Origin of the sequence: Polaromonas sp. (assembly GCF_012927415.1) — a bacterium.
In the GTDB taxonomy this organism is placed as follows: Bacteria; Pseudomonadota; Gammaproteobacteria; order Burkholderiales; family Burkholderiaceae_C; genus Polaromonas.
This window is the reverse complement of sequence record NZ_JABBPF010000062.1, coordinates 1-22,806: the sequence shown is the minus strand read 5'-3', so window position 1 is coordinate 22,806 and position 22,806 is coordinate 1. Positions and strand designations below refer to the sequence as shown.

Annotated in this window: 25 protein-coding genes; 4 read left to right on the top strand and 21 right to left on the bottom strand. The window is 61.3% G+C overall.

Annotated features, from left to right (window positions below; translation table 11 throughout):
• Positions 1-37: 37 nt before the first annotated feature.
• From HHJ19_RS06490 to HHJ19_RS06430, 13 genes are all read right to left on the bottom strand, one after another.
• Positions 38-688, bottom strand: a complete 651-nt coding sequence (locus tag HHJ19_RS06490) for an amino acid ABC transporter permease (RefSeq protein WP_296905130.1) — start codon at positions 686-688, stop codon at positions 38-40.
• 11 nt (positions 689-699) lie between these two features.
• Complete coding sequence (locus tag HHJ19_RS06485) at positions 700-1,368, bottom strand: amino acid ABC transporter permease (protein WP_296905128.1); 669 nt, start codon at positions 1,366-1,368, stop codon at positions 700-702.
• A gap of 85 nt (positions 1,369-1,453) precedes the next feature.
• The gene (locus HHJ19_RS06480) at positions 1,454-2,254 is read right to left on the bottom strand and encodes an ABC transporter substrate-binding protein (protein ID WP_296905126.1); all 801 of its coding nucleotides are present in this window, start codon (positions 2,252-2,254) and stop codon (positions 1,454-1,456) included.
• Between the two features lie 58 nt (positions 2,255-2,312).
• Positions 2,313-2,849 carry an Lrp/AsnC family transcriptional regulator gene (locus HHJ19_RS06475; protein WP_296905124.1) on the bottom strand — a complete coding sequence of 179 codons (537 nt, stop codon included), beginning with the start codon at positions 2,847-2,849 and terminating at the stop codon, positions 2,313-2,315.
• Between the two features lie 495 nt (positions 2,850-3,344).
• A complete protein-coding gene (locus HHJ19_RS06470) occupies positions 3,345-4,700 on the bottom strand; it encodes a TolC family outer membrane protein (protein ID WP_296905122.1) in 1,356 nt (451 codons plus the stop codon).
• A 110-nt stretch (positions 4,701-4,810) separates the two neighbouring features.
• Complete coding sequence (locus tag HHJ19_RS06465; RefSeq protein WP_296905120.1) at positions 4,811-5,176, bottom strand: rhodanese-like domain-containing protein; 366 nt, start codon at positions 5,174-5,176, stop codon at positions 4,811-4,813.
• Between the two features lie 31 nt (positions 5,177-5,207).
• On the bottom strand, positions 5,208-5,897 hold the full coding sequence (locus tag HHJ19_RS06460; RefSeq protein ID WP_296905119.1) for a protein-L-isoaspartate O-methyltransferase: 690 nt from the start codon (positions 5,895-5,897) through the stop codon (positions 5,208-5,210).
• Positions 5,898-5,960: 63 nt separating this feature from the next.
• Positions 5,961-9,233 (bottom strand): efflux RND transporter permease subunit, encoded by a 3,273-nt coding sequence (locus tag HHJ19_RS06455; RefSeq protein ID WP_296905117.1) that lies wholly within the window; start codon positions 9,231-9,233, stop codon positions 5,961-5,963.
• 12 nt (positions 9,234-9,245) lie between these two features.
• Entirely contained in the window at positions 9,246-10,247 is a 1,002-nt protein-coding gene (locus HHJ19_RS06450) for an efflux RND transporter periplasmic adaptor subunit (protein ID WP_296905115.1), read from the bottom strand.
• Between the two features lies 1 nt (position 10,248).
• Complete coding sequence (locus HHJ19_RS06445) at positions 10,249-10,389, bottom strand: hypothetical protein (RefSeq protein ID WP_296905113.1); 141 nt, start codon at positions 10,387-10,389, stop codon at positions 10,249-10,251.
• A complete protein-coding gene (locus HHJ19_RS06440; RefSeq protein WP_296905111.1) occupies positions 10,386-11,087 on the bottom strand; it encodes a TetR/AcrR family transcriptional regulator in 702 nt (233 codons plus the stop codon). Before HHJ19_RS06440 ends, HHJ19_RS06445 begins: the two co-directional genes overlap by 4 nt.
• 102 nt (positions 11,088-11,189) lie before the next feature.
• Positions 11,190-11,657: a YdcF family protein gene (locus HHJ19_RS06435; protein WP_296905109.1), complete on the bottom strand. Its 468-nt coding sequence runs from the start codon at positions 11,655-11,657 to the stop codon at positions 11,190-11,192.
• Between the two features lie 314 nt (positions 11,658-11,971).
• A complete protein-coding gene (locus tag HHJ19_RS06430; RefSeq protein WP_296905107.1) occupies positions 11,972-13,168 on the bottom strand; it encodes an acyl-CoA dehydrogenase in 1,197 nt (398 codons plus the stop codon).
• Positions 13,169-13,300: 132 nt separating this feature from the next.
• On the opposite strand from HHJ19_RS06430, the gene HHJ19_RS06425 reads away from it, so the two are divergent.
• Both HHJ19_RS06425 and msrA read left to right on the top strand, forming a co-directional pair.
• Positions 13,301-14,320 carry a LysR substrate-binding domain-containing protein gene (locus tag HHJ19_RS06425; RefSeq protein WP_296905106.1) on the top strand — a complete coding sequence of 340 codons (1,020 nt, stop codon included), beginning with the start codon at positions 13,301-13,303 and terminating at the stop codon, positions 14,318-14,320.
• Positions 14,317-14,856, top strand: a complete 540-nt coding sequence (gene msrA / locus HHJ19_RS06420) for a peptide-methionine (S)-S-oxide reductase MsrA (RefSeq protein WP_296905104.1) — start codon at positions 14,317-14,319, stop codon at positions 14,854-14,856. Before HHJ19_RS06425 ends, msrA begins: the two co-directional genes overlap by 4 nt.
• A gap of 267 nt (positions 14,857-15,123) precedes the next feature.
• Here the strand turns inward: msrA and HHJ19_RS06415 are convergent, their stop codons facing one another.
• The 8 genes from HHJ19_RS06415 to HHJ19_RS06380 all read right to left on the bottom strand — a co-directional run bounded on the left by HHJ19_RS06415 (position 15,124) and on the right by HHJ19_RS06380 (position 21,360).
• A complete protein-coding gene (locus HHJ19_RS06415; RefSeq protein WP_296905102.1) occupies positions 15,124-15,660 on the bottom strand; it encodes a DUF6680 family protein in 537 nt (178 codons plus the stop codon).
• A 478-nt stretch (positions 15,661-16,138) separates the two neighbouring features.
• Entirely contained in the window at positions 16,139-17,140 is a 1,002-nt protein-coding gene (locus HHJ19_RS06410; RefSeq protein WP_296905100.1) for a succinylglutamate desuccinylase/aspartoacylase family protein, read from the bottom strand.
• A 34-nt stretch (positions 17,141-17,174) separates the two neighbouring features.
• Entirely contained in the window at positions 17,175-17,771 is a 597-nt protein-coding gene (locus tag HHJ19_RS06405; RefSeq protein ID WP_296905098.1) for a hypothetical protein, read from the bottom strand.
• Positions 17,761-18,396: a HupE/UreJ family protein gene (locus HHJ19_RS06400; protein ID WP_296905096.1), complete on the bottom strand. Its 636-nt coding sequence runs from the start codon at positions 18,394-18,396 to the stop codon at positions 17,761-17,763. The genes HHJ19_RS06405 and HHJ19_RS06400 overlap by 11 nt, the downstream gene beginning before the upstream one ends.
• 187 nt (positions 18,397-18,583) lie before the next feature.
• Positions 18,584-19,495: a metal ABC transporter substrate-binding protein gene (locus tag HHJ19_RS06395; protein ID WP_296905094.1), complete on the bottom strand. Its 912-nt coding sequence runs from the start codon at positions 19,493-19,495 to the stop codon at positions 18,584-18,586.
• Positions 19,496-19,544: 49 nt separating this feature from the next.
• Positions 19,545-20,426, bottom strand: coding sequence for a metal ABC transporter permease (locus HHJ19_RS06390; protein WP_296905144.1), 882 nt, complete (start codon positions 20,424-20,426; stop codon positions 19,545-19,547).
• Positions 20,426-21,190 carry a metal ABC transporter ATP-binding protein gene (locus HHJ19_RS06385; protein WP_296905093.1) on the bottom strand — a complete coding sequence of 255 codons (765 nt, stop codon included), beginning with the start codon at positions 21,188-21,190 and terminating at the stop codon, positions 20,426-20,428. Before HHJ19_RS06385 ends, HHJ19_RS06390 begins: the two co-directional genes overlap by 1 nt.
• A gap of 11 nt (positions 21,191-21,201) precedes the next feature.
• On the bottom strand, positions 21,202-21,360 hold the full coding sequence (locus HHJ19_RS06380; RefSeq protein WP_296905090.1) for a hypothetical protein: 159 nt from the start codon (positions 21,358-21,360) through the stop codon (positions 21,202-21,204).
• A gap of 104 nt (positions 21,361-21,464) precedes the next feature.
• Between HHJ19_RS06380 and HHJ19_RS06375 the strand changes: the two genes are divergently transcribed.
• The gene (locus HHJ19_RS06375) at positions 21,465-21,983 is read left to right on the top strand and encodes a Fur family transcriptional regulator (protein ID WP_296905088.1); all 519 of its coding nucleotides are present in this window, start codon (positions 21,465-21,467) and stop codon (positions 21,981-21,983) included.
• A complete protein-coding gene (locus HHJ19_RS06370) occupies positions 21,980-22,657 on the top strand; it encodes an ATP-binding cassette domain-containing protein (RefSeq protein ID WP_296905086.1) in 678 nt (225 codons plus the stop codon). The genes HHJ19_RS06375 and HHJ19_RS06370 overlap by 4 nt, the downstream gene beginning before the upstream one ends.
• Positions 22,658-22,806: the final 149 nt, after the last annotated feature.

Below are 22,806 nucleotides of genomic sequence, written 5' to 3'. Positions count from 1 at the left end.
TGCGGGGTTCGATGTATTGGACGCTGAGGGTGAGGTGTCAGCGCTTTTCCAGCCGGCGAGATAAATGGATGAGCGGGTAGCAGATCAGGAAATAGCCAATCCCCACCAGTGCAAAAACAAGCAGGCCGTTCGGAATGTTTTGTACGATCACCCAGCCCGAGCGGGTGAGGTCGAAAAGGCCGATTGCGGACACAACCGACGAATCCTTGACCAGTAGAACGAACTGACCCACCAGGGAGGGAACGATCATTCTGGTGGCTTGCGGCAGCACAACCAGCCGCATTTGCTGAAAGCGGGTGAGGCCGGCAGAGGCCGCTGCCTCAAGCTGTCCCCGGGGCACTGCCCGGATGCCGGACGCCACAATTTCCGAAATGAAACAGGCGGTGATATTGGTCAGCGCCAGGGCACCTGCGGTGAAGGAGCCAAGTTCGATACCCGCCTCGGGAAGGATGAAAAAAACCACGAACACCTGGACCAGTACCGGCGTGCCGCGAAAGATGTCGGTATAGGCGCCAATGACGAACCGAAGCGGTTTGTTGGCACTGGCGCGACCGATGCCCAGCAGGAATCCTGCCATGCTTCCCGCGACAATGCCGATGGCCGACAAGGCCAGCGTGATGCCGATACCCTTCAACAGGACCGGGTAGTACTGGGCGATGCCAACAAGTTGCTCCAGGAAAAGGTTCATGGTGATGGTGCTCAGTGGCTGGCCAACGGGTGGTAGATGCGGTTCCAGGCTGCTGCCATCAGCTTCAGGCCGAAATAGATGATCAGGTAGCACGCTGCCGTGGTGACCAGTCCTTCGACTGGCATGAACCTGTCATTGGCCAGTTTCTGGCCGGCGCGCGTCAGTTCAAGCACTGAAATCAGCGACAGCAACGACGAGTCCTTGACCAGCACGATGGCCTGACCGATGAGCGGCGACACCATGGGGCGCAAGGCCTGGGGAAGAATGACGAGGCGCATTTGCTGCCAATAGCTCATGCCCGAGCTGGTACTGGCTTCGGTTTGTCCGGCCGGAATCGACATGATTCCAGAGCGGATGATCTCACTGACGTAGGCGCCGCTGTTGAGGGACAGCGCAATGATGCCAACCACCACTTCGGGCATCAGCACACCCAGGCTGGGCAGTCCAAAATAGAGGAAATAAAGCTGGGCCAGCAAAGGCGTTGCCCGGACCACGTCGATATACGCGACGGCGGGCGCCCGAAGAAAACGCGAGTGCTGCAGGCTCATCGCACAGGCCAACATGCCTAGCACCAGGGCGCCGGCAAAGGACGTCAGGGAAATTGACAGCGTCGCTACGAAACCCGTCCAGAAGTCTGGAAGGGTTTCGACGATCACGCGGAAATTCAGGTTCGATAACAAGGGTCAGGCTTCTTTTGAAAGAGGTCAGGCCCGGGAACCGGCATGGTGACAAGCACGACGCCGATCCCGCCGGCGCATCAGTTGCTCAATGCTCGTCTTTCCATTTTGTGGAGTTGACCCAGTAGTCCAGGTTCTTCTGCAGGCGACCGTCCAGGGTGGTCTGGTCGATGAACAAATTGACCCAAGTCAAAAGGTCCATGGAGTCGTATCGCGTTGCGTAAGCCAGAGATTCCTTGGCCAGCAGTTCCGGCATGACCTTGAACGTTCCCTTGGGGTATCCGGCCGCCTGGCCTATCACTGCGGTATTGTCATTGAGCAAACAGTCTGCCTGCCCGTTCTTCACAGCGTCCAGCAGCAGGGTTCCTCCACCTTTGTAGCTCTTGATCTCGCCATTGGGAAACAAGGTCTTGGCGAGCTTTTCGCCGGTACTGCCAAATAGTACGGCGATCTTGGCACCCGGCGCCTTGCACGCGGCGGCCGAGACAAATTTGCTGCCTTCCTTGGTCGCAACCACCGGGCCGATGAAGATCCACGGCTTCGTGAAAGCCACCTTGGTCGCCCTTGCCAGGGTGGGCGTCATGTCGGCTGCCAGCAGGTCGGCCTTGCCGGAAATAAGGGCAGGCAAGAGCCCGTCCCAGTCCAGGTCAAGAAAAACGATCTTCACGCCCATTTCCTGGGCCATCAACTTGGCAAGCTCCACGGAGCTGCCAGTACGTTCCCCCTTTTTGTCCATCATGGAAAACGGAGGGCCTTGCGTCTGGACAGCCACTCTCAGCTCGCCACGTTTGAGAATGTCATCAAGGGTGCCTGCATGGGCGGTGGCAGCCGCGCCCAGGAAACCCGCGCAGGACAGCAATATCGCGGGCAAGAACTTTGACAGTTTCATTAACTTTCTCCTCTGATAATCTCCGTGAAGGACCATCCTCCACGAAAGAACTTTCGGGTCAGCTGTTCCTCGATCCATGAGGCTCGGCTCGGTCGTCAGCAGCGTCTGCGACGTTTTTCTCCCAGCAACCACGGGACAGGCTGACCCATTTGTTATGCGACTTCATCACCACGAATGTTTCGCTGCGGCTGATCACTCCCGGGGCCGCAACCCGGGGCAGCAGCTCACTGGTAAAGCGGTAAAGATCCTGCACATCTCCGCTTACCAGCACCTCGACGATCAGGTCGAACCGGCCGGTGACGGTGCTCACGGAAGAGACAAATGGCAGGTCGCCGATCTTCTTCATGAGCTCGTCAAGGTTGCCCTGCGCATTGGCGTTGATGCCCACAACGGCACCAATCAGCTCGGGTCGTTCGGACAGATTGAGCAAACCGACAACCTTCAGCACGTTCCTGTCAATCATGGAACGCCGGCGGGCCGGTACCGTGGGCGCACTCAACAGCATTTTGTTGGCCAGCTGGTTTACGCTGTCCTGCGCATTGGCCGACAGCAGCTTGCTTAGACGGCGGTCAGTGGAATCGAAGAATTCACGCATGAATTAAAAAATTGACGAGTGAAAGTTTCTAAAAAGAAAAAACTATATAAATAATATTCTAAATAGAAAATTATGTGAAAAGGTGGGCGTTTATACCTATGTAATGCACTCATGCTGAAACGGCGTGTTCCGGTCAGCATTTGGCAGGAATGTTTGACAGACTTACGCAGGCACAACAACGGGTAAAAAAAGCGACGACGGTGGAGGCTCATGGTGTTGGCCAGCCCACGGGTCTTTGCGCAGCTCGGAAAATTTTCGAAGAATGTCTCGCTACCTCAGGGGCGTGCAGTCCTGGTTCTCGCAAATGTCGGCAAGGTGGTCAAACGACCATTTTTTGAAAGCAGCTCACTCCACAATGTCGTCCGTGAAAAAGGCCACAGACGACCGGACCGTTTCAGTGCCTCCGGTGCTGGTTTCTTCAATCAAGGCCGCGTGCGTCCGGCGCGTTCGTCGCCGACCGGGCAAATGGGTCGGCCTCAATAACCAGGGGCTGGACTATCTGGCCAGCAAGTCGTTGATCTGCTGTAAATCTTCGGGCGTCAGCGTGCCGTTGGCCTGGCGCAGACGCAGGCCGCCGAGCAACACGTTGTAGCGCGCTTGCGCCAGATCACGCTTGGTTTGAAACAGCTGGCTTTGCGAGTTCAGTACGTCGATATTGATGCGCACGCCGACCTGGTAGCCCAGTTTGTTGGCGTCCAGCGCGCTCTGGCTCGATAACTCGGCTGCTTCCAGTGCCTTGACCTGGCCCTGGCCCGATTCCACGCCATAGAAAGCGCTGCGCGTACCCTGAGCCACGGCGCGGCGCGTGCCTTCAAGGTCGGTCTGCGCCTTGTCCCTCAGGGAGAGGGTTTCGCGGATGCGGTTTTGCGTCGAGAAGCCGGCAAACAGCGGCACATTGAGCAGCAAGCCGACGCTGGTCACGTTGGCGCGCGAAGAAAGGCCGTTTTGTGCCGTGTTTGAGGGGTTTTTGGTGACGTTGTAACTGGCGGTGGCGTCCAGCGTCGGTTTATGGCCGGCTTCCGCTTTGGTTACTTCCAGTTCGGCGATATCCAGGTTGCTGCGCGCCTGCCGAATGGCCGGATGCAGAACTTCAGATTGCTGTACCCAGGTGTTGACATCGGCCGGCAGCACCGGCGGCAAGTTCACTGGGGCCAGCAGGGGCTTGGGTAGCGAATTATCCTGGCCAACCAGCGTGTCCAGCAAGAGTTTTTTGACACGCAGGTCGTTGTCGGCGGCGATTTCCTGGGCAATCACCAGGTCATAGCGAGCCTGCGCTTCGCGCGTGTCGGTGATGGTCGAGGTGCCGACTTCAAAATTGCGCTTGGCAGATGCAAGCTGCTCGGCCACGGCTTCTTTTTGCGCGCGCACAAAGGTCAGCGTGTCCTGTGCGGCCAGCACGTCAAAGTAGGCCTGGCTGGTGCGCACGATCAGGTCCTGCTGCGCCGCCTCCAGCTGGGCGCGCGCCAGGTCTGCCTGCTTGAAGCCCTGCTCATAGCTGGCCCAGTTAGCGGGCCGGTAAAGCGGCTGTGTGGCGCTGAGCGTGGCGTTTTGCGTTGTGAAGCTGCTGTCGATTGACGGAACGGTGTTTTCCACCCGGTTGCGCGAAACACCTGCGGCAAGGCCTGCCGTCGGCAGGATGCCGGCCTTGGCCTGGTCGGCCCGGGCAAGGCTGGCTTCGTATTGCAGTTTTGCCGACTGGTAGCTGGCATCGAAAGCACGGGCTGATTCATACAGGGTCACCAGATTTTGCGCCTGCGCCGGGGGGGCCAATGCCAGCAGGACCGAAGCGATGGCCAGCGAAAGGGGCCATGGTGACAGGCTCTGCGCCGACAGTTTCAGGGGCTTGGTCATAGGGGTCCTGCGAAAGTTGGGTGAATCACAAAAAACCGGAAATCAGCTGGTGTGCTGCATGCGGACAAGGCGAGCGCTCAGTTCGGGGCGGCTGGCACCGGCAGACAAAATCAATATCGCGCCACCGACGGGTCGACCTGCTCTGACCAGGCGTCGATGCCGCCCTGCAGGTTGATCACTTCGCCGAAGCCGCTTTGCGCCAGGTAGTTGGCCGCCTGCATGCTGCGCATGCCGTGGTGGCAGATGCAGGCGATGGGTTGGTCAGCGCCGTGCGCCTGCCGCAAGCTTTCCAGGCGCGCCGGGATCTCGCGTACGGGAATGTGGACCAGCGTGAATCCATCAGGCGTGACCGAGGCCGTCTGCACTTCCCAGGGCTCGCGCACGTCAAGCACCACCGGCAGGGCGGCAGGCCCCCCGCTCGCGCGGGCGCTGTCACGCCAGGCCGCAAAATCACGGGGATTGAGTTGGGGAATCATCGCGCCGCCTTTGCCGTATCTTCGGGATGGGTTAAAAGGAAAATTTTGATGGCTCGGGGAAATTGAGCAGGCGCGGCACCACGGTGTCCCAGGCCTCGGTGGTGCGCCAGGCGTCTTTGCCCACACGCGTGATCAGATTGGCACGCATCATCGGCTCATAGCCAACGATGGCGCTCAGGCGCCCGCCAATCTTGAGCTGTGACAGCAGGGCTGCAGGCACCACGGCGACCGATCCGCTAAGCACAATCACGTCGAACGGGCCGCGCAGCGCGCCGTTGTCAGAAACCGCTTCGGCCAGATTTGCCGCGCCATCGGCAATACGCACTTCGGCGTTGTAGATGCCGGCCTTCTGCAGGTTTTTGCGGGCGGTTTCAGCCAGCGAAGGCTCAATTTCAAGGCTGATAACCTGCTGCGCGCGGTGCGCCAGCAACGCGGCCATGTAGCCGGAACCGGTTCCGATCTCCAGCACCTTCTCGTGTTTTTGCACCGCCAGATCCTGCAGGATGCGGGCCTCAACCTTGGGTGCCAGCATGCATTGGCCTGGATTGTGCTGCGGCGGCAGGGGGATTTCCATGTCGACGAAAGCCAGCGCCTTGCAGGCCAGCGGCACAAAATCCTCGCGCCTGACCACCGCGAGCAGGGCAAGGACCTGGTTGTCCAGCACTTCCCAGGGGCGGATTTGCTGCTCAATCATGTTGAATCGGGCTTGTTCGTAATTCATGGCGGGCGTGTATGGTGGCAAGGTAAAAGAGGAGATGGACGACATCGGAGCTAAGCACTGATTTTAGACGGAGCGTGTGGCCGCCTCTTGACGCAGGTCATCGCCTAACGCGACCGGCGCTCCGTGCTTTTTGGTGCTGAACCTGCGCTTGAACCATTGGGCAAGATCGTCCATGTAGCAGTAGGTGACCGGCACCACCACCAGGGTCAGCAGCGAAGACGTGATAACACCGCCAATCACGGCCTGGCCCATGGGGGCGCGCTGCTCCGCGCCTTCGCTCAGCGCGAAAGCCAGCGGCACCATGCCAAAAATCATCGCCAGCGTGGTCATCAGGATGGGCCGCAGCCTGACTTTGGCCGCCAGCAGCAGGGCCTCGGCGCGGTCCATGCCCGCAATGCGATTGCCATCCACGTCGAGCCGGTCCTCGCGCATCCTGATGGCAAAATCAACCAGCAAGATGGCGTTTTTCGTCACTAGGCCCATCAGCATGACGATGCCGATGATGGAGAACATCGACAGCGTCGAGCCAAACAGCAACAGCGCCAGCACCACGCCAATCAGTGTCAGCGGAAGCGACGTCATCAGCGCCATCGGCTGCAGGAAGCTCTTGAACTGGCTGGCCAGAATCATGTAGATGAACAATATCGCCATGATCAGGGCGGAAACCGCGTAGCCAAAGGATTCGGCCATGTTTTTGGTAGAGCCGCTGAACTGGTAGCGGTAGCCCGGCGGGAAGTTCACCTTTTCCAGCGCGGCCTTGATGTCGTTGGAGACTTCACCGGCCGACCGGTTATAGACATTGGCATTGATGGTGACTTCGCGGCTCAGGTTGCGCCGGTTGATCTGGTTGGGTCCGGTCGATTCCTTCATGCTGGCGACCTGGCTCAGCCGCACGATTCGCGCCGAACCGTCAGCATTGTTGCCGACGGCACTGCTCATGAAAGGCAGTCGCTCCAGGTCCTGCGGCGCATTGCGGGATTCAGGTGAAAGGCGAACGTTCACGTCGTAAGTCTGGTCGTCGGGCGCGCGCCAGTTGCCCACGGTTTGCCCTGCCACCAGGGTGCGCAGCGAGGTCGCAATCTGGGCGGCCGACAGCCCGAGGTCAGAGGCGGCCTCGCGCCGGACTTCGATCTGGATCACCGGCTTGTCAGCCTTGACACTGGAGTCCAGATCGACCAGGCCGGGGATGCCGCGAATTTTGTCAGTGACGACGCGGCTCAGGCGATCAAGCTCTTTCAGGTCGGTCCCCTGTAATGAGAATTCGACCTGCTTGTTGCCGCCCACCGGGTCCAGCAGGCCGGCGTGCGTCACGGTGATGCCGGCGACCTGTCTGAGTCGCACGCGCAGCACGGCAGACATGTCGTCGGCGCTTCGCGTGCGCGCCTTGCGGTCGACCAGTCGCACATAGACGCTGGCGTACATTTTTCCCTGCGCGCTGCCCGTGTTGATGGTCGCGACGGTGTAACGCACTTCGGGAAACTCGCGCAGGATGGCATCGACCTGGCGCACCTTGGCTTCGGTGACCTCAAGTGACGAGCCGACCGGCGTGTAGAAGGTGAGCGAAGTTTCAGAATAGTCAGCCTTGGGCACAAATTCCGTCCCCAGTAGCGGCACCATCACCAGGCTGATGGCAAAAATGACCACGGCAAGCGCCAGTGTCGCGAGCTTGTGTATGAGCGCCCAGCGCAGGATGCCCTGGTAAGTGTGGCTCAGGGATTCGGTGGCGTGGTCAAACCAGCCGGTGACGCGGCCAATGGTCCTGTCGTAGAGGGTGACCGGCGCGCGGTGTTTGCCTTGCGCCTCAATGGACGGGTCATGCCAGATGCTGGAGAGCATCGGATCCAGGGTGAAGCTGACAAACATCGAGATCAGTACGGCCGCCACGATGGTGATGCCGAACTCGTGGAAGAACTTGCCGATGATGCCGCCCATGAAGCCAATTGGTAAAAACACGGCCACGATGGAAAAGCTGGTGGCCAGCACGGCCATGCCAATCTCCTGGGTGCCGTCCATCGATGCCTGAAAGGGCGCCTTGCCCATCTTGACATGGCGAACAATGTTCTCGCGCACCACGATGGCATCGTCAATCAGCAGACCGACGCACAATGACAGCGCCATCAGCGTGATCATGTTGATGGTGAAACCAAACAGGTTCATGAACAAAAAGGTGCCGATGATGGAGATTGGCAGCGTCAGCCCGGTGATCACCGTGGAGCGCCAGGAATTGAGGAACAAAAAGACGATCAGCACCGTCAGCAGCGCGCCTTCAATCAGCGTCTGGCGCACGTTTTGCACCGCTACGCGAATCGGTCGCGAGCCGTCCGAAATCAGCTCCAGCCGCACACCGGGCGGCAACTGCGGTTTCAGCTCGGCAACCGCCTGGTTGAGCCCGTCGACCACGGCAATGGTGTTTTCGTCCTGCGCCTTTTGCACCGTCAGCAGCAGGGTGCGCTGGCCGTTGTAAACGGCCAGGCTGTCGAGTTCCTGGGCACCGTCGGCAATGCGGGCGACCTGGCTCACGGTGATCGGCACGCTGCCTTTTCGTGCCACGATGATGTTGCCGAAGTCTTCTGGCCGTTTCACGCGCGCATCGATCTTGACGACACGCTCCTGCGCCAGCGAGCGGATCGCGCCCACCGGCAGATCCTGGTTTTCGTTGCGCACCGCACTGACGACCTGGTCAGCCGTGACGCCAAGCGACTCCATGGCCTGCGGATTGAGATAGAGGTTGATTTCGCGCTTGGTGCCGCCCACCAGCGTGACCGAGCCCGCGCCGCGCACATTTTCAAGCCGCTTTTTCAGCACCTGGTCGGCCCAGTTGGTCAGCTCGATCGCCGACATGCCAGCGCCCGGGTTTCGTTCGCTTCCTGCCTTGACTGCTGTGTCTGAATGGGTCAAGGCGGGCAGGACTGCTATGGACCAGATGGCCCGGCTGGACGGGTCAAAACGCAGGACGCGGGGTTCCTTCACCTCGTCGCGCAGGGTGGGGCGGATCGTCGCGATTTTTTCGCGCACGTCTTCGGCAGCCTTGCGGCCGTCAATGTAGAGCTGGAACTCTATGATGACGATGGCCTGCCCTTCAAGGCTGCGCGAACTCAGGGTATTCACGCCGGAAACCGAATTGACGCCTTCCTCAATTTTCTTGGTGACTTCGCTCTCGACGATTTCGGGGGAGGCGCCCGGATATTCCGCGGTGATGACAACCACCGGAAAGTCGATGTTGGGAAACTGGTCCACCTGCATGCGCTGGTAGGAAAACAGCCCGAGCACCACGATGGCCAGCATGACCATGGTGGCGAACACCGGATTTTTCAGACTGACCTGGGTGAACCACATGGTTGGCAGGCCTCAAGGCGCCGGTCGGGTGACGGCTGGGTCGCTGGCGGGCGCCATCTGTGTCATCGCGGTAAAGCTGACCCGCGTGCCTTCGCGTAAGGCGCCGACATCGCCACGGATCACCAGCGCGCCCTCTTTCAGCCCCTTGACGGCGACCACTGGCTCGCTGCCTGCCATGCCGCGCAGGCCCAACTCAAGCGGTTTGTGCACGACCACGCCGCTTTCAATGACCTGGGCGTAGGCCTGGGGCTTGTCGGTGCGCACGGCGCTGACCGGCACCGCCAGCTGCGGCGTGTGCGCCGTGCCCAGTGTTCCCTGCGCAAACAGGCCCTGGCGCAGGGGTAGGGCATCGCCACCCGCGTTGTCAATGCTCAGGTAAACCAGCACGCTGCGGCTGCCGGCCTGCGCGCTGGGGTTGATGCGTACGACCTTGGCCATGATGGCGCGTCGGCTGCCTTCAATCTGCAGCTCGGCACTCTGGCCGACGCGAACGTCCATGGAATCCTGCGCGCTCAGGCTGGCTTCGAGCTCAAGCCGGCTCAAATCGACCACTTCGACAATTTTGGTATCGATGCCCACGCGCTCGCCCGGCTGCGCCAGACGCTGCGACACCTGGCCGGCAATGGGCGATTTGAGCACGGTGTCTTCCACCGATTTGGCCGCGACTTCGGTGCCAGCCAGCGCCGCCCGGTAAGTGGCCTTGACCGCATCGAGGTTGGCCAGCGAGGTGTCGAGCGCGGTTTTTGAAATAAACCCCTGATCCACCAGCGCCTTGTTGTTGTCGTACTGGCGTTGTGCCACGTTGACCTGCGCCCGGGCCGATTCGGCCTGCTCGCTGGCTTGCCGCACGCGCAAGGAGTATTCGCTGGATTCAATCCGGGCCATCACCTGGCCGGCCTTGACAAAATCACCCTCACGCACTGTCAGGCCCTGAAGTTCACCAGCCACGCGCGCCTTGACGAACGCGGAATTGGCCGCTTTGAGCGAGCCGGAGATGGCCAGCCCCTGCGCCACGTCACGCACCCGTGGCGCGGGCGGAATTTTCGGTCAGCACCGCCTGTTGCTGGGCCTTGCGTGTTGCCAGTGTGCGCAGCACGCCGGCGGCAAGCAAGGCGAGAACGAGGAAGGCAAGCGCCCACTTGACCCAGCGCTTCATGAGGAAGATTTTTTCTGGCGCTGGCCTGCAGCATCCGTCGGCAGGCACAAGCCATGCAGCAGCGTGCTCAACTGTGATGCGATGTATTTTTTGGGGTCGAGCTCGACATGGTCCGGAATGCAGACGTCCATGGAATGTTTTGACAGCACCAGAAAAATCATTGGCGCCACCACGCCGTAAACCGCGTAGTCCAGGTCCATGGCGCGAAATTCGCCGCGATCAATGCCGCGTTGAAAAATACGGCGGATGAGTGCATGCCCGGGACCGATGACTTCGTGCTGGTAGAACGCTGCAATGTCCGGAAAATTTTTTGCCTCGCTCATCATCAGCTTGTTGATACCTGAAGCCTTGGTTGCGCCCACGCGATCCCACCAGCTGTTCATGCAATAGGCGAGCATGTCGCTGGTATTTCCCTGGAAGGCTTCAAATTCGATCGCCCATTCCGAAAAGCGGCCCGACAGATTCTCGCGCACCACCGCCTTGAACAGCTCGTCCTTGCTGGCGAAATAAAGGAAAAGCGTGCCTTTGGAAACTCCGGCGCGTGCCGCGACTTCTTCCACGCGGGTTGCGGCGAAGCCTTTTTCAACAAACAGTTCGAGCGCTGCGTCCAGCAACTCGCCGGGACGTGCTTCCTTGCGACGCTCGCGTTTAACGGCGCCCGCAGGGGTCTTGTTGCAAAAGATTCTTGAAAGTGACATGACTACTGACTGGCTGGTTAGTAATATAGCCAATTGCCATGAGGGCGTCAACCGGGGGGTGAAAAGACAGTTGCGGCCCCTGCTCCCGCTACCAGCCCGTTTTTACAGCGGCGAAAAGCGGCCGACCGCCAGCGCCAGGCATTCACGCAGCACCTTCTGGGAAGCCTGCAGGCCATGAGCCGAAGGCAGCCATTCCAGCGCATTGTGGGTCTCTGGAAGTACGTAAGCCATGGGGGCCGGGGTCACCGTGAGGCCGGTCCGCTCAAAAAGGGTGACCGCGCGCGGCAGGTGCCAGGCATCGGTCACCAGCGCAATGCGCTGCACGCCATCCTGCTTGAGCAGTGGCGCCAGCAGGCGGGCATTGCCCGATGTGTCGCGCGACTGGGCTTCGCTCCAGCGCAGTTTGAAACCATAGTCCTGCAAGGCGACGCGTGCGGCGACGTCGGCCTCGCCGGCGGCCTGCATGCCGTCCGCCGCCCAGCCCGTTCCGCCGCTGAAGGCGACCGGCAAGCCCGACTTTCGCGCCAGCCAGATGCCGTAGCGCAGGCGCGCCGCCACCGAGAACGACAATGGCCTGCACCTTGCCAATCCTGAGTTGAGCGGCGGAAACCGGTGCAAATTGCGGCAGGGCCGTACGCGCCAGCCACACCGCAACGCCGTCGCAGCTGAGCAGCCAGAGCAGCAGCAGAGAAAAGCCTGTCAGCGCCAAACCACCGCGTTTTTTCCGCCAGGCCAGCAGCACTCCGAGCAGCCCCAGCAGTAGCAATGCCAGCGGCGGCATCAACAGGCCGGTCAGAAGTGGCTTAAGGATTCCCCAGTCCATCAATTGCTATTAAAATAATAGCTAACAATGACCAATTTCATTGGACCTGACGCCGGTATGATCAATAAAATGCCTGCAGACCGGTCTGTGCGCGGCCCAGGATCAGCGCATGCACATCATGCGTTCCTTCGTAGGTATTGACCGTTTCCAGGTTGATCATGTGTCGTATGACGTGGTATTCATCGTGAATGCCGTTGCCGCCGTGCATGTCGCGCGCCATGCGGGCAATGTCGAGTGACTTACCGCAGGAATTGCGCTTGATCAGCGAAATCATTTCCGGCACCGCCCGGTCTTCGTCCATCAGCCGGCCGACGCGCAGGCAGGCTTGCAGGCCCAGCGCGATTTCGGTCTGCATGTCGGCCAGTTTCTTTTGAATCAGCTGGGTTTGCGCCAGCGGGCGGCCAAACTGGATCCGGTCCAGCGTGTACTGGCGGGCGCGGAACCAGCAGTCTTCGGCCGCGCCCAGCGCTCCCCAGGCAATGCCGTACCGCGCCTTGTTCAGGCAGCCGAACGGGCCTTTCAGACCGCTCACGTTGGGCAGCAGGTTGGCTTCGGGCACAAACACACCGTCCATCACGATCTCACCCGTGATCGACGCGCGCAAACTCATCTTTCCTTCGATCTTGGGTGCAGTCAGGCCCTTCATGCCTTTTTCCAGGATAAAGCCGCGAATTGCTTCCTGGCCGCCGACCTTGCCGTCTTCGTCTTCGAGCTTGGCCCAGACCACGAACACGTCGGCAATCGGGCTGTTGGTGATCCACATCTTGGCGCCGTTCATGATGAAGCCGCCATCGACCGGCTTGGCCCGCGACAGCATGCTGGCCGGGTCGGAGCCGTGGTTGGGTTCGGTCAGGCCGAAGCAGCCGACCCATTCGCCGGTGGCCAGCTTGGGCAGGTATTTTTCGCGCTGCGTTTCATTGCCGTAGGCGTTGATCGGGTGCATGACGAGCGAGCTTTGCACGCTGATGGCGCTGCGGTAGCCGCTGTCGACGCGCTCAACTTCACGCGCTACCAGTCCGTAGCTGACGTAGTTCAGGCCAGCGCAGCCGTAGCCTTCGATGGTCGAGCCGAGAAAGCCCATTGCGCCTGCTTCGTTCATGATCTCGCGGTCGAACTTTTCATGCCGTGCCGCCATCAGCACACGCGGCTGCAGTTTTTCCTGGCAAAAGGAGTTTGCCGCCTCCTGCACCGCACGCTCGTCGTCGGTGAGCTGCTCGGACAGAAAAAACGGGTCTTCCCAGTTGAATTTGGTTTTCATGGTGCTTGTCCTAGAAGTGGTGGCAAAGTGTAGTACGGGGCGCACGGCGCCTGTCTCTCGACTGCATTGTTAGGCCGGCATAAATACTTGTCCAATATCAATTAATGATTCAACGATATATTATTTGTATTCATGGAATTCCGTCACCTGCGCTATTTTCTGGTCCTGGCTGAAGAACTGCACTTCGGCAAGGCGGCGCGGCGCCTGTCGATATCCCAGCCACCGTTGTCGCTCAATATTCAGCAACTGGAGACGTCGATTGGCGCCCGGCTGTTCACGCGCAACAGCAAGCAGGTAGCACTGACCGCCGCCGGCCTGGCGTTTGTGCCGGCCGCGCGGGCGCTGATCGATCAGGCCGAGCAGGCCGCCCGCCATGCCCGGGACGTGGGCCAGGGCATGGCGGGCAGCCTGACGATCGGTTTTGCCGGCACCATGCTGTACAGCGGGTTGCCCAAGATACTGGAGCGCTTCCAAATGCGGCATCCCTTGCTGCGGCTGATGCTGAAAGAACTCAGCTCCAGCGAACAACTGATTGAACTGGCGCATGACCGGCTGGACATCGGCTTTGTCCACACCACGCGGGTGCCGGCCGAACTGTCGCAGATTCTGGTCTCCAGCCAGGCTTTCGTGGTTTGCCTGCCCGCCGGCCATGCGCTGGCGCAACAGAAATCGCTGTCGCTTCAGGCCTTGCAGGGCGAGCCTTTTGCCGTGGTGTCGCGCACGGTGTCACCCGACTACCACGAGCGCATTCTGGTCATTTGCACCGAAGCCGGGTTTTATCCCGAAATCCGCTACGAGCTGCGGCACTGGCTGAGCGTGGTGTCGCTGGTGTCGCAAGGCATGGGGGTGGCCCTGGTGCCAGCGGCGCTGAGCCAGTCGGCGATGGCGGGAACGGCTTTTGTGCCGCTGGACATGGTCACAACGCCGTACGACACCCATTGTTTGTGGAAAACCTCACGCGACAATCCGGCCCTTGCGGCTTTTGTGGATGCGGTGCGCGCAGCCCATGGGCCGCGAACGGGCAATGAAGCGCCGGCACCGGGCAAATCGCCTAATCCGGCTAAAGTGTCCGAAGCGACCGCAATTGCCACCGGAACCGGCACAGCTCCAGCGAGTCCATCTCTCCCATCAGCAAAGGAATTCATCTTATGAGCGAATCACAAACCATCACTTTGGGCGGCGGCTGCTTCTGGTGCACAGAGGCGGTTTACGTCAAGGTGCGCGGCGTTACCGACGTTGAATCGGGCTACAGCAATGGCCAGGCGGCCCGACCCAGCTACGAGGAAGTGTGCACCGGCCGCACCGGTTGCAACGAGGTCGTGAAGCTGACCTACGACCCGACAGAAATCACGCTGCATGAAATTCTAGAAATCTTTTTCGTGATTCATGATCCGACCAGCCTCAACCGCCAGGGCAACGACGCCGGCACGCAGTACCGCAGCGGCATCTATTACGAAACGCCGGAGCAAAAGCAGGTCGCTGACGATTTCATCCGCGAAGCCAGCCAGGACAAGACTTTTGGCAAGTCCATCGTGACCGAGGTGCTGCCGCTTGCCAATTACTGGCCCGCAGAAAGCTACCACCAGGACTATTTCCAGAACAACCCGAATCAGGGTTATTGCGCCTTTGTGGTCGGCCCCAAGGTCGAAAAATTCCGCAAGACCTTTGCGGCGCGGGTGAAGGGTTGAGACTTGAAGCGCATGGTTGCCTGTTGGTATTTGCGCTGCGAAGCCTGAGTAAACCCTCGCCAATAGACTGCAAAAAGCCCAAGCCGAAGCTCACCAGATAGGATAGACAGCGCTCAAAATACTGGTGAAGTCGGGCTTTAACGTCGAAGGCAAGCAGCCGCGCAGTGGTCCGCCTTGGCCGACCAGTTAGAGCGGGCCGTTCCGTAACGAAATGTCTTGCAACGGTGCATTCACGGTTGCCTTCCCCGAGCCTCGCCTTGTCGTGGCTCACGGTGGAGCGCCATTTGGCGGCGGCGTGTCAGGCACAAGCCGCACGTTTATCGGGCGCCCAACCTTCAGTACATCCAAGAGCAAGCCTCTGATGTTTTGCCACTGCATTTCTTGGAATACATGCGCGTCTGGTCGGTATGAATCTTGAAGAATCTCGGAGCGTTGAAATGGAACGCCAAGTGAACCCGCCATGCGCTCAAGCAAATCTGCAAACCGCTCATTCGCAGTTAAATACCATGCGTTGCGAACAGCTTGATCTTGAGAAGATGGGCCGAGACTTCGCAAATGCGCGCGGTATATCTTTCGAGCGTCTTCAATCTGAGCGTGCTTGGTATGAGGAAATGCAAACTCTATGTTATTTATTGCTTCCACATGATCCAGCCGAAGCTTGTCGCCTCTGGTTGCTACTAGAGTCCGGTAGACCCACTCTTGCCGCCCCCGCTGCGCCTTGCGGTCAGCCCGGATGTCTGCCGCCCACACAGCCAGGATTGGCCCTGCGATGGTTGCAAAAACTACTGCCCAGTCGATGGTCATCGCGCGCTCCTTCTGTCGGTGAACTGAAAAGCTCCAACGTGATGTAGACCGATGGATATCCTGGCCCCCCAGACACTCCGCGGAATAAACTAGAACCTAAGTCGAGTGTTCCCCCGAGAGCGCCACCTACCCCGAATGACAGCTTGTTTGTTGGCGACGGTGCAGTGTCTTTGTACATTGGGATCATTCTACAAATCCCTCACCTACCGCCGCCGATTCGAGCCAGTGACCGGTTTGGAGCCGTTTGGCGAATGTCGACTGTGGCCGATTGCCAACCTCCAGCAACCCGGCACAGCGTTCGGTCTGCTTCGAATTTTATTGCCCGTGAATCCCGTTCGCCAGAATCACGGGAGGGCCCGGCGTTTCGCTTGACATGGTTTTAGCTCGAGTTTCCGTTTATTTGAATCAAATGCGGCGCTAGTCCATGCCGCACGGTCGCAAGCAGCTATCAAATCAATAGTTCTGCCGACGCCCGACCTCAGGCCCGGCGCTGGGCGAAATAAAACCACTCCTGGCCAGTTTGTGCGCCGGGATTGGGAAACACCACAAAGCCTTCGGCAGTAGCCTTGATCTCTTCGCCGCTGAAGCGCATGCCAATCACTTCGCCTGCCTTGACGGCGTCAAAACTGCGCCATTCGCGGCTGAACGTGTCGCCCGCATGCTCGCGGTCCGTCACATCGACCAGGCGCAGGATTTCGCGTCCGACGTGCACCGGCAGCAAGGGCACGGATGCAATGCCCAGCAGTGCCAGCGTCTGCAAAATCGCATGGCGGGCCACCTGCACCGCCAGCGGGTCGTCATGCTGGCCGCACTCCAGCGTGACCGCATAGCCACCGCGCGAACGCATGTATTCGGTCGTGCCCACGCCATAGTTGGGGTCGGTCACCAGGCTTTGCGCGCGGCTGCTGGCTGGTGCGGCCGGTGCCGCAGCGCGGCGCTGCACGCCGCGCGCGTATGTATCCAGCCAGCCTTCGACGATCCGGTGCGGCCCGGTGTGCAGGGCCAGCTGCATTTCTTCGTCAGCCCGGGCAAAAGGCTCCAGCTCGCCACGATTGTTTTGCGGGCCGATCATCACAAAAGGCGCGCCGCCGGTGTGAAAGGAATGCAGGTCGAGCAGCGCATCATGCGCGTCGAGCAGCGGGCACAGCAGGTTGGCGATGCGGTCTTCGAAATCCTGCGGAATCGCGCTGGGCGCCATGTTGCGGTTCAGGTTGCGATCGCCGGTGCGCTGCCCCTTCTGGTAGGCCAGCGGATTGGTCACGGGCACAAAAGTCAAGCCGCCGCGTTCGACGGTCAGTGCGCCGCTGTCGAGCTCGGCTATGAGCTGCGTGATCGCCTGGGTGCCGCAAGTCTCGTTGCCGTGCACGGCCCCGAGAACCAGCAGGCGCGGGCCCGGTGCAAGGCCGTGGTAACTCAGAGCGCGCAGATGGATGGGGTGTCGATCGCGGGCAGCAGGCGTAAAGCCGGTATTTTGATTCATGGTGGTCCGGTTTATACAGCGCTGGCGCCCTGTGTCAGGCATGTTTGCCGAACAGTACGAGCGCGCCCAGCAACAGTGCGATAGCGGCGACCCATGAGCCCAGGATGCGCCTTGCCACGGGAAGTATGGCCTGCAGGCGACCGCTGGTGTTCAGGTTGTCTGCCATGGCCAGCAGCCAGAAAACGGCGACCATCACTGTAACGGCCATGCCGGTCAGGTCTTGCCAGCGCGCTTGCTCGAGGTCGGCGGCAGAGCCGGCTGCCAGCCCGGCCAGCACCGCCAGTACTAATGAAAACATCGCGGCGGGCTTCCAGCCGGCGACTCCGCACAGGCCAATGATGACCACGGCGGCCGGTGCCATCACCGGTGGAATATTCGGTGAAAAAAACGTGGCGACCGCCGCTGCCGCTGCCGCCAGTGCCGAAGCAATCACCGACAAAGGCTCACGAATGCCGAAAAGCACCAGCGCCAGCCCAATCAGGGCGGCCAGAGAAAGCGGTGACGTGAGCAGATGAGCGCTTGCCGTCCAGATCGAGCTGTCGGCACCTAAAGTCCCGTGTGCCCAGGCGCTGCCCCAACTTGAAAACGCCGCCCCGGCCAGGGCGCTGGCAAAGGCGGGTTTACGCGACACCCGGCATGCCCAGCAGAATCCACACGCCGGTGGCAGCGATAAGGCCGCCACTGGCTCGCAAAGCCTGCGCGCCATGCGGCAAGGTTTTCAACAAGCCGATCGCGATGCCCGCCAGGTGCAACAGGCCGGTAGAAATGACAAAACCGGCGGCGTAGGCGGCAGGCGCGGCCGTTTCCGGCAATTCCGTACCGTGCGCGTAACCGTGAAACACGCCAAAGACGGCCACTATCCCCACTGCCAGGGCCACAGGGGCACGCCAGGCCGCTGCAATCGACACGCCCAGAACCACGACCGAAACCGCGATGCCGATTTCAACGTAGGGCAGCGGCACTTTGGCAATTCCCAGCACGCCGCCCACCACCATCAGCATGGGAAAGGCAACCGGCAGCGCCCAGACCAGCGGTCGGCCGAGTGTCGCTCCCCAGATGCCGACGGCCACCATGGCCAGCAAATGGTCAATGCCTGAGAGTGGATGCATAAAGCCCGAGAGAAACCCGCCCGCGACGCCTTCGCCCGAATGCGCATTCGCCGCCGCGGCAAAGCACAGCAGCAAAAAGCCGGCAGCATGCTGCTTGCGCAGCCATTGGCGGGGGGATGCGAAAAACTTTTGCAGCTTTTGAATCATTGCGATCTTTCCCGAGTGACGTGCGTGTCTGTAATAGTGCTGGCGGGTGGAGTGAAAAAGGCTGCCGCAATCCGCTCCCCGGCCCGGCGCAGGCGTACCTGTCCCTGGCAACTGTACGTAAGCGCCCGCCTGCCGGATTCAGCGAAGGAGCCGGGACGGCCTCTGAGGCGCGGTGGTTCGACCGCTGTCAGTTCAGCTTCATTCCGGCCACCAGCTGAGCCACATTGTGGCGCATCATTTCCAGATAGGTTGCGCCCGGCTGGCCGGCACTCGAGAGCGCGTCGGAATACAGGGCGGCACCCACTTGTACACCGGCATCCCGGCTGAGCTGGGCCAGCAGTTTGGGGTTGCTCATGTTTTCGACAAACACGGCCTTGATTTTTTCGCGCTGGATTTGTTTAATGAGCTGCGCCACTTCTTTGGCGCTGGGTTCGGCGTCGGTCGACACGCCCTGGGGTGCCAGGAATTTGATCTGGTAGTGCGCTGCAAGATAGCCGAACGCGTCATGCGAGGTGATCACTTTGCGCCTGGACAGGGGGATTGCGGCGAATTGCTCTCTGGCCCAAGCGTCCAGGGTTTGCAACTCTTTGACGTAGGCTTCGGTGTTGGCCCGGTAAACATCGCCCCCTGCGGGGTCCGCTTTGCTCAGGGCTGCGAAGATATTACGCACGTACAGCACGACGTTGTTGGGGTCTTGCCAGGCGTGAGGATCGGTCTCCGCAGAGCCTTTCCCCACGGTCATGGCGAGCGCCTTGACGCCTTTGGAGACCACCACCAGCTCTCCCTTGTAGCCGGCGGATTGAGCCAGCTTTTGCGCCCAGGGCTCAAAGCCCAGGCCGTTGGTGACCAGCAGCCGGCTTTGCACAATCGCTCTGGCGTCCGCTGGTTTGGGCTCGAACACATGGGCATCCTCGTCGGGCCCCACCAGGATGATGACATGGACACGGCCTGCGCCGACCACGCGCACCAGGTCGCCCAGGATGCTGAAGCTGGCCACTACCGGTACCGGCGGGAGCTTGTCGGCGGCCTGGGCAGCGCCAGACAACAGCAACGCGCCGGCAAAACCCGCCACCAGAAGTTTGCGAAATACAGGTTTCATGGGTCGACTCTTGGATGGAAATATGGAAATAAAAGCCGGTCCGGTGGCGTCAGGCGACGCGGTGAGCGCTGGCCCACACGCGGGGCAGCCAGCCGCCCGGTGCGAACAGCAAGGAGGCGAAGTAGAGCGCGCCAGCGCAGCCAATGATGGTGGGGCCCGACGGCGTGTCCAGGTGGTAAGACAGCAGCAAGCCCGCGGCGCTCGCCAGCATGGCCTGCACGCTGGCGTTGACCAGTTGCGCCGCCAGCGTGTCGTGCCACAGCCGGCTCGACACGGCGGGCAGCATCATCAGCCCGACCGCCATCAAGGTGCCCAGAGTCTGAAAGCCCGCGACCAGATTGATGACGACCAGCATCAAGAAGCCCTGCTGCCACACCCAGCCGCGCCGTCCGGCAGCGCCCAGGAACACCGGGTCAAAGCTTTCCAGCACCAGTCCCCGGTACATCGCGGCCAGCAGCAGCACGCTGATGCTGGACACGCCGGCGACCATCAGCAAGCCTTGCCTGTCCACGCCCAGCGCGCTGCCAAACAGGATGTGCAGCAGGTCCAGCTGGGTGCCGTGGCCGGAGATCAGTGTCACGCCTAGCGCCAGCGCCACCAGGTAAATGGCGGCCAGACTGGCGTCTTCCTTCAGCAGCGTGAAGCGGGTGACCAGCCCGGCCACCGCCGCCACCAGCATGCCCGCCACCACGCCGCCCAGAGCCATCGCGGTAAGTGAAAGGCCGCTCAGCATGAAACCGATCGCCACGCCTGGCAGCACCGCATGACTGAGCGCATCGCCGAGCAGGCTCATGCGGCGCAGCGTCAAAAATACGCCGAGCGGCGCGGCACTGAGCGACAGCGCCAGCGTGGCGACGAGCGCCCGGCGCATGAAGGCGAATTCGGCGAAAGGCGCAAATGCCGTGTCCCAAAGCCAGGTTGAGAGCGCCATCACGCCGCCACTTTTTGCGTGGCCGGCGCGCCGATGCCGCACAGTTCGGAGTCTTCATCCCAGGCCTCGGCCATGGCGCGGGCGCGCTGCAGGTTGGCCTCGGTCAGTACCGCGGTGGTAGCGCCCCAGCCCACCAGCTCGCGGGCCAGCAGCAAGGTGGCGGGAAAGTACTGGCGCACCAGTGCATCGTCGTGCAGCACGGCAATCACCGTGCGTTGCTGCCTGTGCCACAGCTGTACCAGCGCCAGAAGTGTGGCGGTGGTCTTGGCATCGACGGCGTTGAAAGGCTCGTCCAGCAAAATCAGCTCGGCGTCCTGTACCAGCATGCGGGCAAACATGACGCGCTGCAGCTGTCCGCTGGACAGGCTGCCGACGCTGCGCCGCTCAAAGCCTTCCAGGTCCACCGTGTGCAGTGCCGCATCCACGCTGGCGAGCATGGCGCGGCTGACGGCGCCCCAGGCCCCGGCCGCACCCCAACAGCCGAGCAGCACGCAGTCGCGCACATCAATCGGAAAGCTGCGGTCGATGTCGGTCACTTGCGGCAGGTAGGCGATGCGTTCGCGCCTTGGCACCACCTTCAGCGCGCCACCCGATCGGCCGCCTTCGATCGGCAGCAGGCCGACGATGCTTTTAAGCAGCGTACTTTTGCCAGAGCCATTGGGCCCCGCCACGGCGGTGAGCGAGCCGGGCGCGAAGTTCCCGCTGATGTGGTGCAGGGCCGGGTGCCGGCGGTAGCTCACCGTCAGGTCGCGCAGCGTCACCACCGGACCGGCCGCTACCCGGGGGCGACCTCCAGCCGGGCCCAGACCACCGCCAGCCAGAGCAGCGCCACGGCGGGCAACACCGCCAGCACCCTGAGCCAGGCGGGCCAGGCCAGAACGCTGGTGGCGCCAGGACTGGCGGGGCGGGGTGATGGGACGATGTCTGGAGTCATGTTTTTTCCAAAATGAAGGCTGGGGAGCCGCATGTTGCGGTAATAATGCAACCTGATTGCGGTATAGTGTAATGCAACTGAATTGCATTATTGAAGGTCAAGCCATGGCATCATTTCCCGCTCCTGAATCCGCCGCCATTGATCCCATCGATGCGCTGCTTTCGGCCCATGGACTGAGGCGCACGGTGGCAGCGCGCCTGGTTTTGGGGTGGTTGCTGGCCCATCCTGATACCAGCTACACCCATTCCCAGTTGCAGGCAGCGCTCAGCGGCGAGGGGCCGTCGGCGCTGGACCGGGTGACGCTCTACCGCCTGATTGACCGCCTGACGCAAGTCGGCCTGCTGCTGTGCCGGGTGGATGTCAAGCGGGTGCGCCGCTACCAGGCCATGCCCGCCAGCGTGCATGCCATGCCGCACTTTGAATGCCAGAGCTGCCACCGCGACAGTCCCCTGACTGGCGCGTTTTCCGGCGCGCTGCAGGTCAATGGACACGATCTGGAGCGCGCCGCCCAGTCGGCGCTGGAAGCGCTCAAGGCGCTGGGTTACCAGGGCCTGAGCATGGAATTTGCGGTGCGCGGCGTCTGCGCGGACTGCGCCACCACTTCAGCCGAAACAGGGCCGTGATTCTCACCCGGCAGCTCTCTTACAGCTACCCCAAGGGGCCGACGCTGGCATTCCCCGATGTCGATGTGCTGCAAGGCGGTGTACTGCTGCTGGGCGGCCCTTCGGGCGCAGGAAAGTCGACCTGGCTGGCGCTCGCGGCCGGACTGGTGGCGCCGACGACCGGCCAGCTTGACGTGGCCGGGCAGTCCCTGGGGGCGGGCCGCACGAGCCTGAAAAAGCTCGCGCTGGATGCATGGCGCGCCAGAACCGTGGGTTTTTTGCCGCAGAAGTTGCATCTGAGCGCGGCGATGAGCGTGCATGACAACCTGGCGATGGCGCAGTGGGCTGCGGGGCAGGCGCAGGACCGGCAGCGCATCATGGCCGCGTTGTCGGCGCTCGGCGTGCAGGAGCTGGCGCCGCGCAAGCCGGCGCAACTGTCGGGCGGGCAAGCGCTGCGCGTGGCGCTGGCGCGGGCCGTGCTGCTGCAGCCCAGGGTAATTCTGGCGGACGAACCGACAGCCAGTCTGGATGACGCCGCTGCGACGGCGTCGCTGGCGTTGCTTGAAACGGCATCGCAGCGCGATGGCGCCACCCTGGTCATTGCGACGCACGACAGGCGCGTGGCCGGGCATTTTTACCAAAAAAATGGCAAAAACAGCTTCACGTCCATGGAATTCGGTCATAAGCAGCTATGAAAATAATAGCAATTTCCTGGCGCTACCTGTGGTCCAGGCCGCTCGCCGCAGCGCTCAATTTGCTGCTGCTCAGTCTGGGCCTGGCATCCATCACTTTTTTTGTGGTGGTGAGCCACCAGATCAACACCGCGGTTGACCGCGATGTGGCC